Annotated in this window: 17 protein-coding genes; 6 read left to right on the top strand and 11 right to left on the bottom strand. The window is 72.7% G+C overall.

The window, feature by feature from the left end; translation table 11 throughout:
• From EAD89_RS08015 to EAD89_RS08005, 3 genes are all read right to left on the bottom strand, one after another.
• Positions 1–1,176: a cysteine desulfurase family protein gene (locus EAD89_RS08015; RefSeq protein WP_121675275.1), complete on the bottom strand. Its 1,176-nt coding sequence runs from the start codon at positions 1,174–1,176 to the stop codon at positions 1–3.
• 154 nt (positions 1,177–1,330) lie between these two features.
• Positions 1,331–1,993 carry a class F sortase gene (locus EAD89_RS08010; protein WP_121675274.1) on the bottom strand — a complete coding sequence of 221 codons (663 nt, stop codon included), beginning with the start codon at positions 1,991–1,993 and terminating at the stop codon, positions 1,331–1,333.
• A complete protein-coding gene (locus tag EAD89_RS08005; RefSeq protein WP_121675273.1) occupies positions 1,990–2,820 on the bottom strand; it encodes a DUF4397 domain-containing protein in 831 nt (276 codons plus the stop codon). Before EAD89_RS08005 ends, EAD89_RS08010 begins: the two co-directional genes overlap by 4 nt.
• Before the next feature lie 230 nt (positions 2,821–3,050).
• On the opposite strand from EAD89_RS08005, the gene EAD89_RS08000 reads away from it, so the two are divergent.
• Both EAD89_RS08000 and EAD89_RS07995 read left to right on the top strand, forming a co-directional pair.
• Positions 3,051–3,653 carry an RNA polymerase sigma factor gene (locus tag EAD89_RS08000; RefSeq protein WP_121675272.1) on the top strand — a complete coding sequence of 201 codons (603 nt, stop codon included), beginning with the start codon at positions 3,051–3,053 and terminating at the stop codon, positions 3,651–3,653.
• Positions 3,607–4,419 (top strand): anti-sigma factor, encoded by an 813-nt coding sequence (locus EAD89_RS07995; RefSeq protein ID WP_121675271.1) that lies wholly within the window; start codon positions 3,607–3,609, stop codon positions 4,417–4,419. The genes EAD89_RS08000 and EAD89_RS07995 overlap by 47 nt, the downstream gene beginning before the upstream one ends.
• Positions 4,420–4,524: 105 nt before the next feature.
• Here EAD89_RS07995 and EAD89_RS07990 read toward each other — a convergent pair whose 3' ends face one another.
• The 4 genes from EAD89_RS07990 to EAD89_RS07975 form a co-directional block, all read right to left on the bottom strand.
• Positions 4,525–5,484 carry an electron transfer flavoprotein subunit alpha/FixB family protein gene (locus EAD89_RS07990; RefSeq protein ID WP_121675270.1) on the bottom strand — a complete coding sequence of 320 codons (960 nt, stop codon included), beginning with the start codon at positions 5,482–5,484 and terminating at the stop codon, positions 4,525–4,527.
• A gap of 15 nt (positions 5,485–5,499) precedes the next feature.
• Positions 5,500–6,279 carry an electron transfer flavoprotein subunit beta/FixA family protein gene (locus EAD89_RS07985; RefSeq protein WP_121652416.1) on the bottom strand — a complete coding sequence of 260 codons (780 nt, stop codon included), beginning with the start codon at positions 6,277–6,279 and terminating at the stop codon, positions 5,500–5,502.
• A 199-nt stretch (positions 6,280–6,478) separates the two neighbouring features.
• On the bottom strand, positions 6,479–6,892 hold the full coding sequence (locus tag EAD89_RS07980) for a hypothetical protein (RefSeq protein ID WP_121675269.1): 414 nt from the start codon (positions 6,890–6,892) through the stop codon (positions 6,479–6,481).
• Positions 6,889–7,686 carry a GNAT family N-acetyltransferase gene (locus EAD89_RS07975; RefSeq protein WP_121675268.1) on the bottom strand — a complete coding sequence of 266 codons (798 nt, stop codon included), beginning with the start codon at positions 7,684–7,686 and terminating at the stop codon, positions 6,889–6,891. Before EAD89_RS07975 ends, EAD89_RS07980 begins: the two co-directional genes overlap by 4 nt.
• A 41-nt stretch (positions 7,687–7,727) precedes the next feature.
• Between EAD89_RS07975 and EAD89_RS07970 the strand changes: the two genes are divergently transcribed.
• From EAD89_RS07970 to EAD89_RS07960, 3 genes are read left to right on the top strand one after another with little or no spacing between them, the layout of a single operon-like run.
• Positions 7,728–8,120, top strand: coding sequence for a YidH family protein (locus EAD89_RS07970; protein ID WP_121652413.1), 393 nt, complete (start codon positions 7,728–7,730; stop codon positions 8,118–8,120).
• Positions 8,117–8,446 carry a DUF202 domain-containing protein gene (locus EAD89_RS07965; RefSeq protein ID WP_121675267.1) on the top strand — a complete coding sequence of 110 codons (330 nt, stop codon included), beginning with the start codon at positions 8,117–8,119 and terminating at the stop codon, positions 8,444–8,446. The genes EAD89_RS07970 and EAD89_RS07965 overlap by 4 nt, the downstream gene beginning before the upstream one ends.
• A 27-nt stretch (positions 8,447–8,473) precedes the next feature.
• Positions 8,474–8,884, top strand: coding sequence for a PLD nuclease N-terminal domain-containing protein (locus EAD89_RS07960; protein WP_121675266.1), 411 nt, complete (start codon positions 8,474–8,476; stop codon positions 8,882–8,884).
• A gap of 14 nt (positions 8,885–8,898) precedes the next feature.
• Here EAD89_RS07960 and EAD89_RS07955 read toward each other — a convergent pair whose 3' ends face one another.
• From EAD89_RS07955 to EAD89_RS07940, 4 genes are all read right to left on the bottom strand, one after another.
• Positions 8,899–9,708, bottom strand: a complete 810-nt coding sequence (locus EAD89_RS07955) for an ABC transporter permease (RefSeq protein ID WP_121675265.1) — start codon at positions 9,706–9,708, stop codon at positions 8,899–8,901.
• Entirely contained in the window at positions 9,705–10,676 is a 972-nt protein-coding gene (locus tag EAD89_RS07950) for an ATP-binding cassette domain-containing protein (RefSeq protein ID WP_121675264.1), read from the bottom strand. The genes EAD89_RS07955 and EAD89_RS07950 overlap by 4 nt, the downstream gene beginning before the upstream one ends.
• A gap of 170 nt (positions 10,677–10,846) precedes the next feature.
• Positions 10,847–12,469 (bottom strand): acetolactate synthase, encoded by a 1,623-nt coding sequence (locus EAD89_RS07945; protein WP_121675263.1) that lies wholly within the window; start codon positions 12,467–12,469, stop codon positions 10,847–10,849.
• Between the two features lie 116 nt (positions 12,470–12,585).
• Positions 12,586–13,359: an enoyl-CoA hydratase/isomerase family protein gene (locus EAD89_RS07940; RefSeq protein WP_121652407.1), complete on the bottom strand. Its 774-nt coding sequence runs from the start codon at positions 13,357–13,359 to the stop codon at positions 12,586–12,588.
• 98 nt (positions 13,360–13,457) lie between these two features.
• On the opposite strand from EAD89_RS07940, the gene EAD89_RS07935 reads away from it, so the two are divergent.
• Positions 13,458–13,937 (top strand): DUF6232 family protein, encoded by a 480-nt coding sequence (locus EAD89_RS07935; RefSeq protein ID WP_121675262.1) that lies wholly within the window; start codon positions 13,458–13,460, stop codon positions 13,935–13,937.
• The last annotated feature ends 4 nt before the right edge of the window (positions 13,938–13,941 follow it).

The raw sequence follows: 13,941 nt of genomic DNA, 5'->3' as shown, positions 1-13,941 counted from the left end.
TTAGCGGGGGGTGCGGAGGGCGGCGGCTCGGCGGGCGCGGTCTACGGCGGCCGGGAGGGCCGCGATCAGGGCGTCGATGTCGGCCTGGGTGCTGGTGTGGCCGAGGGTGAAGCGCAGCGAGGAGCGGGCGCGGTCGTCGTCGGCGCCCATGGCGAGCAGCACGTGCGAGGGCTGGGCCACCCCTGCTGAGCAGGCCGAACCCGTCGAGCAGGCGATTCCCTGGGCGTCGAGCAGGAGCAGCAGGGCGTCGCCCTCGCAGCCGGGGAAGGAGAAGTGCGCGTTGCCGGGCAGCCGGTCGACCGGGTCGCCGTTGTAGACCACCTCGGGCACCGCGCGGCGGACCCGCTCGATCAGGTCGTCGCGGAGCGCGGCCACCCGGGCCGCGTACTCCTGCTGGCCCTTCACCGCCGCCTCGACGGCGACCGCGAAGGCGACGATGCCGGCGGTGTCCAGGGTGCCGGAGCGGACGTCGCGTTCCTGCCCGCCGCCGTGCAGCAGCGGCGTGGCCGCCACGTCCCGGGCGAGCAGCAGGGCGCCCACCCCGGTCGGGCCGCCCAGCTTGTGCCCGGTGACGGTCAGCGCAGCGACCCCGCTCGCGGCGAAGTCGACCGGCACCTGCCCGACCGCCTGGATGGCGTCGGTGTGGAACGGCACACCGTGCTCGGCGGCGACGGCGGCCAGCTCGGCCACCGGCTGGACGGTGCCCACCTCGTTGTTCGCCCACATCGCCGTGACCACGGCCACCCGGTCGGCGTGCGCGGCCAGCTCGGCACGCAGGTCGGTCGGGTCGAGCCGACCGGCGGCGTCCACCGGCAACCAGCCGACCTCGGCCCCCTCGTGCTGGGCCAGCCAGTCCACCGCGTCCAGCACCGCGTGGTGCTCGACGGCGCTGGAGACCACCCTCCGGCGGTCGGGGCCGGCTCCGCGCCGCGCCCAGAAGATGCCCTTGACCGCGAGGTTGTCGCTCTCCGTACCGCCACCGGTGAAGATCACTTCGGACGGCCGGGCGCCCAGCACCGCGGCCACCCGCTCGCGCGACTCCTCGACCCGGCGGCGGGCACGGCGACCCGCCGCGTGCAGGGAGGACGCGTTGCCGACCTCGCGGGCGGTGGCGACGTACGCCTCCAGTGCCTCGTCGAGCATCGGAGTGGTCGCCGCGTGATCCAGGTAAGCCATCACCGCTCAGCCTACGGCTGACCGGGCGGGGACCGGATGGCGGAGGGGACCCCGGTGAACGGCGCGCCCGCGGCCCGCGCTCGACGCGGTGATGCCGGGGCGGGGAGGGCACAACCCGCCCCGCCCCGGCAGGCACGTGAGAAGCCGTCCGGGCTCAGGCCGGCACCGCGGTGACGACGATGTTGTCGCGGTACCGGCGCGTCTCCGCGTCGAACGGCCCACCGCAGGTGATCAGGGTCAGGCGCGGCTTGCCGTCCCGGGCGAAGTACCGGTCCAACGGGATCTTCGTCTTCGCGTACTCCTCCCGGGCGACGACCCGGTACTGACGTGCCCTGCCGTCGCTGCCGGTGGCGGTCAGGGTGTCGCCCTGGTCCAGCTCGCGCAGCCGGAAGAACGCCCCCTTGCCCTGCTTGGCGCTGTCCACGTGACCGGCGATGACCACCGAGCCGGCGTCCGCCTCCAGGCCGGGGCCGTAGCGGTACCAGCCGATCTGGTCGACGCTCGGCGGCACCTCGAACTCGTCGGTCCGCTCGTTGATGCCGACCGCGTTGACCGTGGCGGTGACGTCGAGCTGCGGGATCACCAGCCGGACCGGCGGGACGGTCGCCGCGTCGGCCGGCAACTCCCCGGTGGTCACCGGGACGGACGGGACAGCGGCGGCGGCCGGCGGGCTCGGAGTGGCGCTGGCCAGCGCGGTCGCCTCCTCGGTGCCCACGTCGTCGGCGGGCTGGGAGCCGCACGCCACCAGGGTCGCGACGGTGAGCGCGGCAACGCCGGCAGCCATGGCCGCCAGCGCGCCGCGGTTGCGCACCGTCACTTGCGGCCGGTCCGCGCGGAGGCCATCCGCACACCGCCGCCGAGCAGCAGCAGGACGCCGGCGCCGGTGAGCCCGTACCACCAGGTGTCCACGCCCGTGCCGGCCTGCCCGCCGTCACCGCTCGGCACGCCGCCCGGGGCGGAGTGCAGGCCGGTGATGGTCTGGGCCACCACGTCGAGGGTCTTGCCCTCGGCGGAGCCGATCGCGTAGACGATCGTCGCGGTGCCCTCCTTGAGGTTCAGGTCCGCCGGGCCGATGGCCACGGTGTCGGTGCCGGCCAGCACCACGTCCGCCTGCACGCTGCCCGCGTCGACGTCGCCCTTGGCCTCGTTCGGGTTGGTCAGGCCCTCGAAGACCGGGGTGCCACCGGCCCGCACGTCCACCTCCGGGGCGGCGGCGGTGTGCCGGACGATCAGCCGGGCCTTGCCGGCGTCGACCTTCGAGACGTCGTTGACGAACGGGGTGATCTTCGGCTGGCCGGCGGCGTCGAGGTGGGCCGCGATGCTGATGTTCGCCCCACCCGGAACCGCGGCGTTGTCGACCTTGAGGATCGCGCTGCCGACCGGCTCGCCGGGCTTGGTGAGCGCGATGTCGTACGCGCCCTCCTCCAGGTTGAGCGGGCCGGCCACGTCACCGGGCTTGAAGTTGTCCAGGGTCTTCTCGCCGTTGACGTAGACGTCCACCGGGGTGTCCGGGATGCCGTGCACGACGGAGACCTTCGACGTGGCGGCGTAGGCGGGGGTGGCGGTGAACGAGCCGACGCCGGTGAATGCCAGCGCGGCGACGGCGCCACCTGCGGCGACCCGACGGAAGTACGAGAGCTTCATGTCTGCCTCCTGGTGATTGGTGCTGATTCGTCAGGCCTGGCTTGCAGAACGGGTTACGCCGGCTCCGCGACGGGTGGATGCGACCCGGAGGTGATTTCTTTTCCGGCCCCGTCCGCATCCGCAGGGGCCCCGGCGGACGAAGAGCTGGGTGAGATGACATCGACGGGGAGAGTGGGGCGGAGGCTGTGGGAGTTACAGTCGGGCATGCCCCATCGAAGGCGAGCTGCTCGATGACGGCGTCAGGACAGGAACCGGACCCCCCGGTGGACGACCTCGCCCTCCGGTTTTGTGCTGGCGACGAGGTCGCGCTCCGCGCGGCGTACGACCGGTACGGCCGGGCCGTGCTGCACCTGGCCACCTCGATGCTGGCCAACCGCAGCGACGCCGAGGACGTGACCCAGGCGACGTTCGTCGCCGCCTGGCTGGGGCGGGAGACCTTCGATCCGGCCAAGGGTTCGCTGATCGGTTGGCTGCTCGGCATCGGCCGGCGCAAGGTGATCGACCGGATGCGGGCCGCGGCCCGGGAGACCCGGGTGGTCGAGACGGTCCGTCAGCTGCCCGAGCCGGCGCAGACCGGTCCCGATCCGGACCGGGTGGTCGATCGGCTGGTGGTCGCGGACGAGCTGGCCCGCCTGCCGGACGACCAACGACGCATGCTGGAGCTGGCGTTCTACGACGACCTGACACACCAGCAGATAGCCACGGTGACGGGCGTGCCCCTGGGCACCGTGAAGAGTCACATCCGGCGCGGCATGGCGAGCTTGAAACGCAGATGGGAGGTGGACGGTGCAGCACCTGGACCACGACCGGCTGGTCTTTCTGGCGCTCGGTGAGAGCGAGGCGGCCAACGGGGAGAGCACTCACCTCGACACCTGCGCGCACTGCCGACTGGAGATGGAGACCCTCCAGCAGGTGGCCGGGCTCGGCGCGGAGACGCAGGGGCTGGCCGACCTGCCCGACCCGCCGGAGCACGTCTGGCAGGGCATCACGGCGGAGATCAGGGCGGCGGAGGGCCTGCCGTCGCTGACCCACCGGCAGCAGGTCGACGACCGGTCGGCCGGCGCGACGCCGCCGCCGGGACCGGCCGGCACGGGCACGCCGCCGGGACCGGCCGGCACGGGGACGGCGGGCCGGTCCCGGGGCCGCCGGCGCGGTGGCTGGTCCCGCTGGGCGGCCACCGCGGCGACCGCGGCCGCCGCCGCGGCGATCGGTGTGCTGGGCACGGTCGCCGTGCTGGGATCGGACGAGCCGACGCCCGCACCGACGCAGGCGGTGGTGGCCAGTGCGCCGCTGGCGGCGTACGGATCGACGCCACCGACGGCCGAGGGTGACGCCCGGGTTTTCCAGAACGGCCAACTACATCTGCACGTGGCGAATCTCCCGCGCGTGCCGGGGTACTACGAGGTCTGGCTCATCAACCCGACGACGATGCAGATGTTCTCGGTCGGCACTCTCGGCGGCGGCTCGGACGCCCTGCTCCCACTGCCCCCGAACGTCGACCTGCGCAGCTATTCGGTGGTCGACGTCTCCGCCGAGCAGTACGACAACAAGCCCGCCCACTCCGGCGACAGCCTGCTGAGGGGCACCCTGACGGGCTGATCGGCGGGCCGGCTCAGCTCCCCGGCCCGCCGATCAGCTCCCTTTCCCACCAGGACGCGACGAAGCCGCCGCCCGGAGCACGGGCGGCGGCTTCGTCGGTACGCGTCACTTGCGCTTGCGGATCTCCTCGGCGGCCTGCGGGACGACCTTGAACAGGTCTCCCACCACGCCGAAGTCGGCCAGCTCGAAGATCGGCGCCTCGCCGTCCTTGTTGACCGCGACGATCGTCTTCGAGGTCTGCATGCCGGCGCGGTGCTGGATGGCACCGGAGATGCCGAGTGCGACGTAGAGCTGCGGGGAGACCGTCTTACCGGTCTGGCCCACCTGGAACTGGTGCGGGTAGAAGCCGGAGTCGACCGCGGCGCGGGACGCGCCGACGGCGCCGCCGAGCAGGTCGGCCAGCTCCTCGACCAGCTTGAAGTTGTCGGCGTTGCCGACGCCGCGACCACCGGAAACGACCACGCCGGCCTCGGTCAGCTCGGGGCGGGAGCCCTTCTGCTCGGCGACCCGGTCGACGACCTTCGCCAGCTTGTCGGTGTCGGTGACCGACACGGTGAGCTGCTCGATCGCCGGGGTGGCCGCCGCCGGGGTCGGGTTGACCGAGTTGGGCCGGACGGTGACCAGCGGCAGACCCCTGGTGACCTTGGACTTGACGATGGTGGAACCGGCGAACGCGACCTGCGTGGCGGTGCCGTCGGCGTCCAGGCCGACAACGTCGGTCAGGATGCCGTTGTCCAGCTTGACGGCGAGCCGGGCGGCGATCTCCTTGCCCTCCTGCGCCGACGCCAGCAGCACGGCGGCCGGCTGCACCCGCTGGACCAGCTCGGCCAGCACGGTGGCCTTGGGAGCCACCAGGTAGCCGTCGATCTCGTCACCCTCGGCGGCGTAGATCTTCTCCGCGCCGTACTCGCCCAGCTTGGCGCTCAGCGCCTCCGCGGCGCCGGCGCCGCCGAGCACCACGGCGCTCGGGGTGCCCAGCTCGCGCGCGAGGGTGAGCATCTCCAGGGTGACCTTCTTGACGCCGAATTCCTTGGTGGCTTCGACGACGACGAGAACCTCAGACATGTCCAGACCCCGCTCTCACACGAACTTCTCGGTAGCGAGGAACTCGACCAGCTTGACGCCGCCCTCGCCCTCGTCGGTGATCTTGGCGCCGCCGGAGCGCGGCGGGCGCTTGGTGTGCTCGATCACGGCGCTGGTGGCGCCGTCGACGCCCACCTCGGTCGGTGCGACACCGAGGTCGGCCAGGGAGAGCGACTGCACCGGCTTCTTCTTGGCCGCCATGATGCCCTTGAACGAGGGGTAGCGCGGCTCGTTGATGGTGTCCCAGACGGAGACCACGGCCGGGGTGGAGGCGGTGACGACCTCGTAGCCCTCCTCGGTCTGCCGCTCGACGGTCAGCGTGGCGCCGTCGACGGTGAGCTTGCGGGCGCCGGTGAGCGCCGCGACGCCCAGTCGCTCGGCGATCATGTGCGGCATGACCTGGACCCGGCCGTCGGTGGACTCGGCGCCGCAGATCACCAGGTCGGCGTTGAGCTGACCGAGGGCGGCGGCGAGCACCTTCGAGGTGGCCACCGCGCAGGAACCGTGCAGGGCGTCGTCCACCACGTGCACGGCCTTGTCCGGGCCCATGGAGAGCGCCTTGCGGATCGACTCGGTCGCCCGGTCCGGACCCATGGTCAGGATGGTGACCTCGCCACCGTGCGCTTCCTTGATCTTCAGCGCCTCCTCGATGGCGTACTCGTCCATCTCGTTGATCACGTTGTTCGCCGAACCGCGGTCGACGGTGTTGTCGTCATTGCGCAGGTTGCGGTCCGCGCCCGAATCAGGCACCTGCTTGACGAGTACGACGATATTCATCGCGCTTCGACGACCCTCCTGTGTGGTGTTGCGATTGGCTCGCCCGGTCTCGGGCGCAGCCTCGCGCGTCGGTCGACGCCCGGTCAACCGCAGGCTGCTGTGCGGTTGCCCACGGCGCAATGTTACCTGCCAGTAGGTTGCCGCCCCCGAGGCACTCAGAGTGACACAGCTCACCGATGCCGACAGCGGCGCGCGCCGGTCAGGCCGGGTCGGCCAACGCGCCCCGGATCCGGTCGATGACCGCCGCTTCCTCCGGGGCCACCCCGTCGTGCGCCCGGGCCACCCGGTCCGCCGCGGTCAACACCACCGCCCGGTACGCGTCCACGTCCGCCGGTGACTTCTCCCGCAGGATCCGCAACGCCCGGTCGAGAGCCGGCAGCACCACCGACTCGATCTCCAACTGGGAATCCCGGGGCAGCCGGGGCAGTGGACCGCTGGTCAACGCCTCCTTGACCACCCCGCTGGCGTCGGCCAACGCGCCGGAGGCGGCGACGCTCTCCCGGATCACGCCCAGCATGCCCGGATCGGCGTTCGAGACCAGGAAGACGGCCCCGAACGCGCCTGTCTTGAGAATCAGCCGCTCCTCGTCCGTCAACCGCTGCTCCATGATCACGGAGTGTAGACGTACGGGGTGGTGGTGGTGACCGGGACGAGGCCGAGCCGCTGAAGGATCGGCCGGCTGTCCTCGGACGCGTCGACCTGCAGCAGCGTCCGGTCCCGCTGGTCGGCCAGCCGCGCCCGGTAGGTGACCAGCGCCCGGTAGATGCCCTTGCGACGCCACTGCGGCAGGGTCGACCCGCCCCAGAGGGTGGCGAAGCCGGTGTTCGCCGGGAAGCGCACCCAGCCGGCGCTCACCACCGTCTCGTCCGTCTCGGCCACCACCACGGTGATCGAGTGCGGGTCGGCGTCGATCTCCTTGGCCAGCCCCCAGACGAGGTGCGAGCGGTCCTCCTGCCAGACCTCCTCCTCCATGGCGGCGATCCGCTCCAGGTCGGCCCGGGAGGTCACCTCACGCAGGCGTACCCCCTCGGGTGTGACCGGCAGCGCGGCGGCCAGCGGCGCGACCGGCCCGACCACGACGGTCTCCCGCTCCTCGGCCACGAAGCCGGCGGCGCGCAACCGGTCCGCCAGGTCCGCCGGCTCGTCGTGCTCGTTGAGCTTCCACTCCACCGACTGGCCACGCTGGCGGAACAGCTCCACCTGACGGGCGATCAGCTCGTCCAGCGCGTCGCCGGTCAACCCACCCAGGTCGCGGTAGGTGAGGAAGCCACCGGCGTCGAGCCCGATGATCCGGACCAACGGCCCGTCCCGCTCCACCGTCACCCCGGCCGGAACCGGGTCCGGGATCTCCGGGCGGAGCTGGTTGTCGTAGGCGGCGCGCAAGGTCATCACGTCAAGGTCGGTCACCGGCTCAGGTTAAGCGGCAGGACAAGCGGATAATCGGCAGCGTGCGGGAAGCGATCAGGCGGTGGTTCGACCCGGCGGACCTACGCTCGGTCGGCGAACCACCCGACTACCGCTTCTCCCTGGCCAACGAGCGCACCTTCCTCGCCTGGCTGCGCACCGGCCTGGCGCTGGTCGGCGGGGGCCTGGCCACCGCGCAGTTCCTGCCGCCGCTGCCGCTGGCCCACCTGCGGGAGGCGATCTCCGTCGCGCTGCTGCTGCTCGGCGGCGCCGTCGCCGTCCGCGCGGTGGACCACTGGGCGCGGACCGAACGGGCCATCCGGCTCGGTCAGGAGCTGCCCGCCTCCCGTTTCCCCGCCATCCTCGCCCTCGCCGTCGGTGCTGGCGCGGCGCTGCTGGTGGTCGCGGTGCTGGTCCGGGCGATCGGCGAATCGTGACCGGCGAGCCGGGCCGGGCGGCGCACGGCGGGCGCGACCCCGGGCTGCAACCGGAGCGGACCCGGCTGGCGTGGCGACGGACGGCGCTGGCGCTGACCGTCGTGACCGCGCTGGCCGTCCGGCTGGGCTCGACCGGCGACCCGAGCGGCGCGCTGATCGCCGGCGCCGCCGTGCTGCTCTGGGGGGCCGTGCTCGTGCTGTGCTGGCCGCGAGGCACCGGCACGGGACCGGCGCGCACCGGCGGTCGGACACTGCCCCTGGTCGCCCTGGCCATCGCCGGGCTCGCGCTGCTCGGTGCGCTGCTGGTGGTCCGCGGACTGTGGTGACGGGACCGGGTGCGCCATGATGGGTGCATGGCCCGGCTGTACGTACTCCTCTTCCTGGTGCAGATCGTCCTCGCCGTCTGCGCGCTGATCAGCTGTCTCTCCGCCGAGGAGGGCCAGATCCGCGCCCTGCCCCGGATCGCCTGGGTGCTGATCATCTTGTTCTTCCCGCTGGTCGGCTCGATCGCCTGGTTCGTCGCCGGCCGGGAGCCCGGCTCCGGCGCCCGCAAGGCCTGGCCGACCGGCAACCGCCCCGCCGAGCGCCGCCGCCCGGTCGCCCCCGACGACGACCCGGAGTTCCTCCGCTCTGTGCAGGAGCGCTCGCAGCAGCAGGACCAGGAGCTCTTCCGCCGCTGGGAGGAAGACCTGCGCCGGCGCGAGGACGACCTGCGCCACCGCGACGGCGAGCCGCCGCGCGAGGGTGACCGGCCGGAGGTGTGAGACCCGCCCGCGGGTCACACCCGACGCTTGAGCCCACGCACCGCCAGCGGAGCGAAGATCACCGCGATGCCGGCGCCCCAGAGCAGCGTCTGGAGCACCGGGCCGGCGACCGGACCGCCGACCAGGAGGCCGCGTAGCGCGTCGGCCACCACGGTCACCGGGTTGACCTCCACCCAGTTCTGCAGCCAGCCGGGCATCCGGTCGGTGGGCACGAAGATGTTGCTGGTGAAGGTCAGCGGGAAGATCACCATGAAGCCGAAGATCTGCACCTTGTCCGGCTCGCTCACCAGCACCCCGACCAGCACCGAGATCCAGGACGCGGCCAGCGTGAACGCCAGCAGCAGCGCGAACGCCCCGACCACCCCGAGCAGCCCATTGCCGACCCGGAAGCCCAGGATCGCTCCGACGCCGAGCAGCAGCGCGATCGACCAGGCCTGCTTGACGGTGTCGGCGAGGATCCGGCCGGCCAGCGGCGCCCACCGGGCGATGGGCAGCGCCCGGAGCCGGTCGAAGACGCCCTTGGTGAGGTCGTTGTTCAGCCCGAACCCGGTCGTCATGGTGGCGAAGAGCGCGTTCTGCACCATGATGCCGGGCAGCATGAAGGTGAGGTACTCGCCGGAGGACCCGGCGATGGCGGTGCCGAAGACGTACGTGAACAGCAGCACGAACATCACCGGCTGGATGCTCAGGTCGAGCAGCTCCATCGGGTTGTGCTTGATCTGCACCAGGCTGCGCCAGGCCAGCGTGAAGGTGTGCCGCAACCCGGCGACGGGACTGAGCCGGCGGGCCGGCGTCGACGCAGGGGCGAGAGTGGCGGCCGTCATGCCGGCGTCCTTTCCAGGTCGGTGCCGGCCGGGGCGTCCTCGGCCCGGTGGCCGGTGAGAGAGAGGAAGACCTCGTCCAGACTGGCGCCGCGCAACGCCAGCTCGGCGACCGCGATCTCGGCCGCGTCGAGGCGACTCACCACCGCCGGCAACACACCGGGATCGTTCACCGCGACGGTGACCGCGTTCTGGGCAACCTCGGGAGACGCGCCGGACACCGCGTGGGCGATGGTGGTCACGGCGCCCAGGTCGGCGAGGTCGGCCGGTCGCACGGTGAGGGTCTGACCGCCGGTCTTGGCCTTCAGCTCCTCCGGCGTGCCCTGCGCGATCACCCGCCCGTGGTCGACCACCGCGATCTCCCCGGCGAGCTGGTCGGCCTCCTCCAGGTACTGCGTGGTGAGCAGCACCGTCACCCCGTCGGACACCAGGGCGCGGACGATGTCCCACAGGTCGTTGCGGCTGCGCGGATCCAGGCCGGTGGTCGGTTCGTCGAGGAAGAGCACCTGCGGCCGGCCGACCAGGCTGGCGGCGAGATCCAGCCGGCGCCGCATGCCGCCGGAGAAGGTCTTCGCGGCCCGGTCGGCGGCGTCGCTGAGCTGGAAGTCGGCGAGCAGTTGACGGGCGCGCTGCTTGGCGTCGGCCCGGCCCAGCCCGAGCAGCCGGCCGATCAGCAGCAGATTCTCCGCGCCGGTCAGGGTCTCGTCGACCGATGCGTACTGGCCGGTCAGGCCGATCAGTTGACGCACCTGATGGGCGTCGCGGACGACGTCGAAGCCGCCGACCGTGGCCCGGCCCTCGTCGGCGCGCAGCAGGGTGGCGAGCACCCGCACCGCGGTGGTCTTGCCGGCGCCGTTCGGCCCGAGCAGGCCGAAGACGGTCCCGGTCGGGACCGCCAGATCAACGCCGGCGAGGGCGGTGGTGGCGCCAAAACGCCGCACCAGACCCTCGGCGCGGATCGCGTAGTCCATCGCAACTCCCTGTCGTCTCCGGTGGTGACACCACCATGGGCGACAGGTCTGACATCCCCGCCGGTCCCCGGCTGACGTTACGACGACCGGCGCCGACATTCCGCTGATTTAGCTGCCGGACGACGCCGCGCCGCCGCCCGCTGGGGCGACGGCGCGGCGGCGGGTGCGACTCAGGCCAGGTTCGACGACCGGGGGTACGCGTCGGTCGGGTCGGTGAGCACGTTGACCAGGTACGGCACTCCGGCGTCGAACGCCCGCTGCAGGGCCGGCCCGAGGTCGGCGGCCTTGGCGACCGTCTCCCCCGCGCCGCCGAGCGCGCTGACCACCGTGTCGTAGCGCAGCTCCGGCTGGAGGTCGGCCGCCACGTCGTAGCCGTACATGGCCCGCATCGGGTGCTTCTCCAGACCCCAGATGCCGTTGTTGCCGACGACGATCACGACCGGCAGCTTCTGGCGGACCAGCGACTCGACGTCCATCAGCGAGAAGCCGGCGGCCCCGTCACCCATCAGCACGCAGATCTGCCGGTCCGGGTGGCTGACCCGGGCGCCCATCGCGTAGCCCATGCCGGTGCCCAGGCAGCCGTACGGGCCCGGGTCCAGCCAGGTGCCGGGCTGCGCCGGCTCCAGGTACCGACCGGCGTACGAGACGAAGTCACCGCCGTCGCCGATGGTGATCGCGTCGCGGGCCAGGACCCGACGCAGCTCGCCGTAGATCCGGGCTGGACGGATCGGGTCGGTCTCGGCGGCCATCTCGGCCGCGTCGCGGGCCCGGGCCACGTCCTCGGCGGTGCGCAGGTCGGCGATCCAGTCGGTGTGGTCGGCGCGGTCGCCGGTGTGGTCGGCCAGCGCGGAGAGGATCAGGCGCAGGTCGCCGGCGGGTGCGGCGGCCGGTTGCACGTGCCCGGCGCGCTGGCTGGGCGCGTCGACGATGTGCACCACCTTGGCGTCACCGAAGTCACCGAAGCTGAGCCGGAAGTCCAGCGGGGTGCCGACCACCACGACCACGTCGGCGCCGGAGAGCGCGGCCCGGCGGGCCTTGGCGAAGGCGAGCGGGTGCTCCGGCGGGAGCGAGCCGCGACCCATCCCGTTGGTGAAGACCGGCACCTGCAACGCCTCGGCCGCCTCACGCAGCGCGGCGACCGCGTCGCCGGCGTACACGTCGGACCCGGCGATGATGACCGGCCGCTGCGCCCCGGCGATCAGCGTCGCGGCCCGGGCGACCTCCTCCGGGTCCGGCTCGACCGGGTCGATGCCGCCCGGGGCGGACACGTCGGCCTCGGCGACCGAGAAGACCGTCTCCAGCGGGAAGTCCAGGAAGGCCGGGCCGCGGTGCGGGGTGAGCGCCGCGGTGAGCGCCGCGCCCACCGCGCGGGGGATGTCGTCGGTGCTGAACACCGTCTCGGCGTGCTTGGTGACCGGGGCCACCAGCGGCAGGTGGTCCATTTCCTGGAGGCTGCCCGAGCCCCAGCGGAACGCGGGCGCCCTGCCCCCGAGCACCAGCACCGGGGAGGCGTTGAAGAAGGCGCTGGTCATGCCCGAGATGCCGTTGGTGACGCCGGGACCGGCGGTGAGCACGGCGAGGCCGGGACGACGCTGGAGCTTGGCCACCGCCTCGGCGGCGAAGACGGCGGACTGCTCGTGCCGGACGTCGTAGATCGGGAAGCCGGTCTTGTGCGCGGCGTCGTAGAGCGGGAAGACGTGCCCGCCCGAGAGGGTGAACATCTCGCGCACCCCGTGCGCCCGCAGCGCCGCGAGCGCGAGCTCCCCGCCGTGACCTTCGACCCGCTCCGTCATCGCCGCTCCCCTTCGTCGCTTCAGACCGGAGGCCCACGCTACTGGCCGGTAGGCAGAATGTGAACCGTTCTCGGCTCACTGTCGGGCCGGCGGCGCGGACCGCCGGCCCGAGCCACTCAGCGGCCCGTGAAGCCCGGCTTGCGCTTCTCGACGAACGCCGCCATGCCCTCGCGGCGGTCATCGGTGGCGAACAGCGCCGCGAAGAGCTGACTCTCCCAGGCCAGGCCCGAGTTCAGGTCCATGTCCAGGCCACCGTCGACCGCCAGCTTCGCCGCGCGCAGCGCCTGCACCGGCCCGGTCACGTACGGCTGCACCAGCGCGACCGCCGCCTCGTACACCTCGGCCGCCGGAACAACCCGGTCGGCCAGGCCGATCCGCAACGCCTCCTGGGCGTCCACCATCCGCCCGGACATGATCAGATCCTTGGCGCGGGCCGGGCCGACCAGCCGGGCCAGCCGCTGCGTGCCGCCCGCTCCGGGAATGATGCCCAGCTTGATCTCCGGCTGGCCGAGCTTGGCGTCCTCGGCCACCACCCGCCAGTCGCACGCCAGCGCCAGCTCGCAGCCGCCGCCGAGGGCGTAGCCGGTGATCGCGGCGACCACCGGCTTGGGAATCCGGGCGATCGCGCCGAGCGCGCTGGACAGGTTCGCGGCCCGGTCGGCCATGTCCACGTAGGACATTTCGGCCATCTGCTTGATGTCCGCGCCGGCGGCGAAGACCTTCTCTCCGCCGTACACGATGACGGCGCGGACCTCCGGGTCGGCGGTGGCCGCCGACGCGGCGGCGCGCAACTCCTCCTGCACCTGGGTGTTGAGCGCGTTCATCGGCGGCCGCTCCAGCCGGATGGTGCCGATGCCGTCCTTGGTCTCCAGCCGAACGAACTCGCCCACGCTGCCCTCACTTCCTCGTCGAAGTCGCGTGCCAACCTTACGACCCGGCTCGTTGGGGTAAGTAGTCTGGTGTCAGCCCCGCGGGCGGGAGTCCAGCCATGATCACCTATTACGACGACAGGTCGGTGCAGGTCACCTCCACCGCCGTCCGAGTGGACGGCCGCAGCTACGCGCTGGCCGACATCACCATGATCTGGCACCGCCGGGGCAGTCGCTCCTGGCGGGTGCTCGTCGGGCGGGGTGCGATCGGCGCCGCGCTGGCCGGTCCGCTGGTCGCGGCCGTGCTCGGCATCGGCGTGGCCGTCTGGCTGCACAGCTCCACCACCGTGACGATCGCGATCGTCGGCGCGTCGGTGCTGGTGGGGCTGGCCGTCGGCCCGATCGCCGACTTCCTCTTCGAACACCTGGACCGCTCGTACGCCCGGGGCAGCCGGCAACTGGAGATCTGGGCGCGCTGGCGCGGCCAGCCGGTACGGCTGCTGCGCACCGGCGACGCGCTGCGCTTCGGTCAGATCTACCGGGCGGTGCAGCGCGCCGTCGAGCGCAGCCAGCCGGCCCGCCCGGCCACCCGCCGCTAGGGGA

The organism is Micromonospora sp. BL4, assembly GCF_003667505.1.
In the GTDB taxonomy this organism is placed as follows: Bacteria; Actinomycetota; Actinomycetes; order Mycobacteriales; family Micromonosporaceae; genus Micromonospora.
This window is presented reverse-complemented; position numbering and strand designations above follow the sequence as displayed.

Coding starts and splice junctions, on each gene's coding strand:
- EAD89_RS08015 (WP_121675275.1), bottom strand. CDS start 1,176: ATGGCTTACCTGGATCACGCGGCGACCACTCCGATGCTCGACGAGGCA.
- EAD89_RS08005 (WP_121675273.1), bottom strand. CDS start 2,820: ATGAAGCTCTCGTACTTCCGTCGGGTCGCCGCAGGTGGCGCCGTCGCC.
- EAD89_RS08000 (WP_121675272.1), top strand. CDS start 3,051: ATGACGGCGTCAGGACAGGAACCGGACCCCCCGGTGGACGACCTCGCC.
- EAD89_RS07990 (WP_121675270.1), bottom strand. CDS start 5,484: ATGTCTGAGGTTCTCGTCGTCGTCGAAGCCACCAAGGAATTCGGCGTC.
- EAD89_RS07985 (WP_121652416.1), bottom strand. CDS start 6,279: ATGAATATCGTCGTACTCGTCAAGCAGGTGCCTGATTCGGGCGCGGAC.
- EAD89_RS07960 (WP_121675266.1), top strand. CDS start 8,474: ATGGCCCGGCTGTACGTACTCCTCTTCCTGGTGCAGATCGTCCTCGCC.
- EAD89_RS07955 (WP_121675265.1), bottom strand. CDS start 9,708: ATGACGGCCGCCACTCTCGCCCCTGCGTCGACGCCGGCCCGCCGGCTC.
- EAD89_RS07950 (WP_121675264.1), bottom strand. CDS start 10,676: ATGGACTACGCGATCCGCGCCGAGGGTCTGGTGCGGCGTTTTGGCGCC.
- EAD89_RS07945 (WP_121675263.1), bottom strand. CDS start 12,469: ATGACGGAGCGGGTCGAAGGTCACGGCGGGGAGCTCGCGCTCGCGGCG.
- EAD89_RS07935 (WP_121675262.1), top strand. CDS start 13,458: ATGATCACCTATTACGACGACAGGTCGGTGCAGGTCACCTCCACCGCC.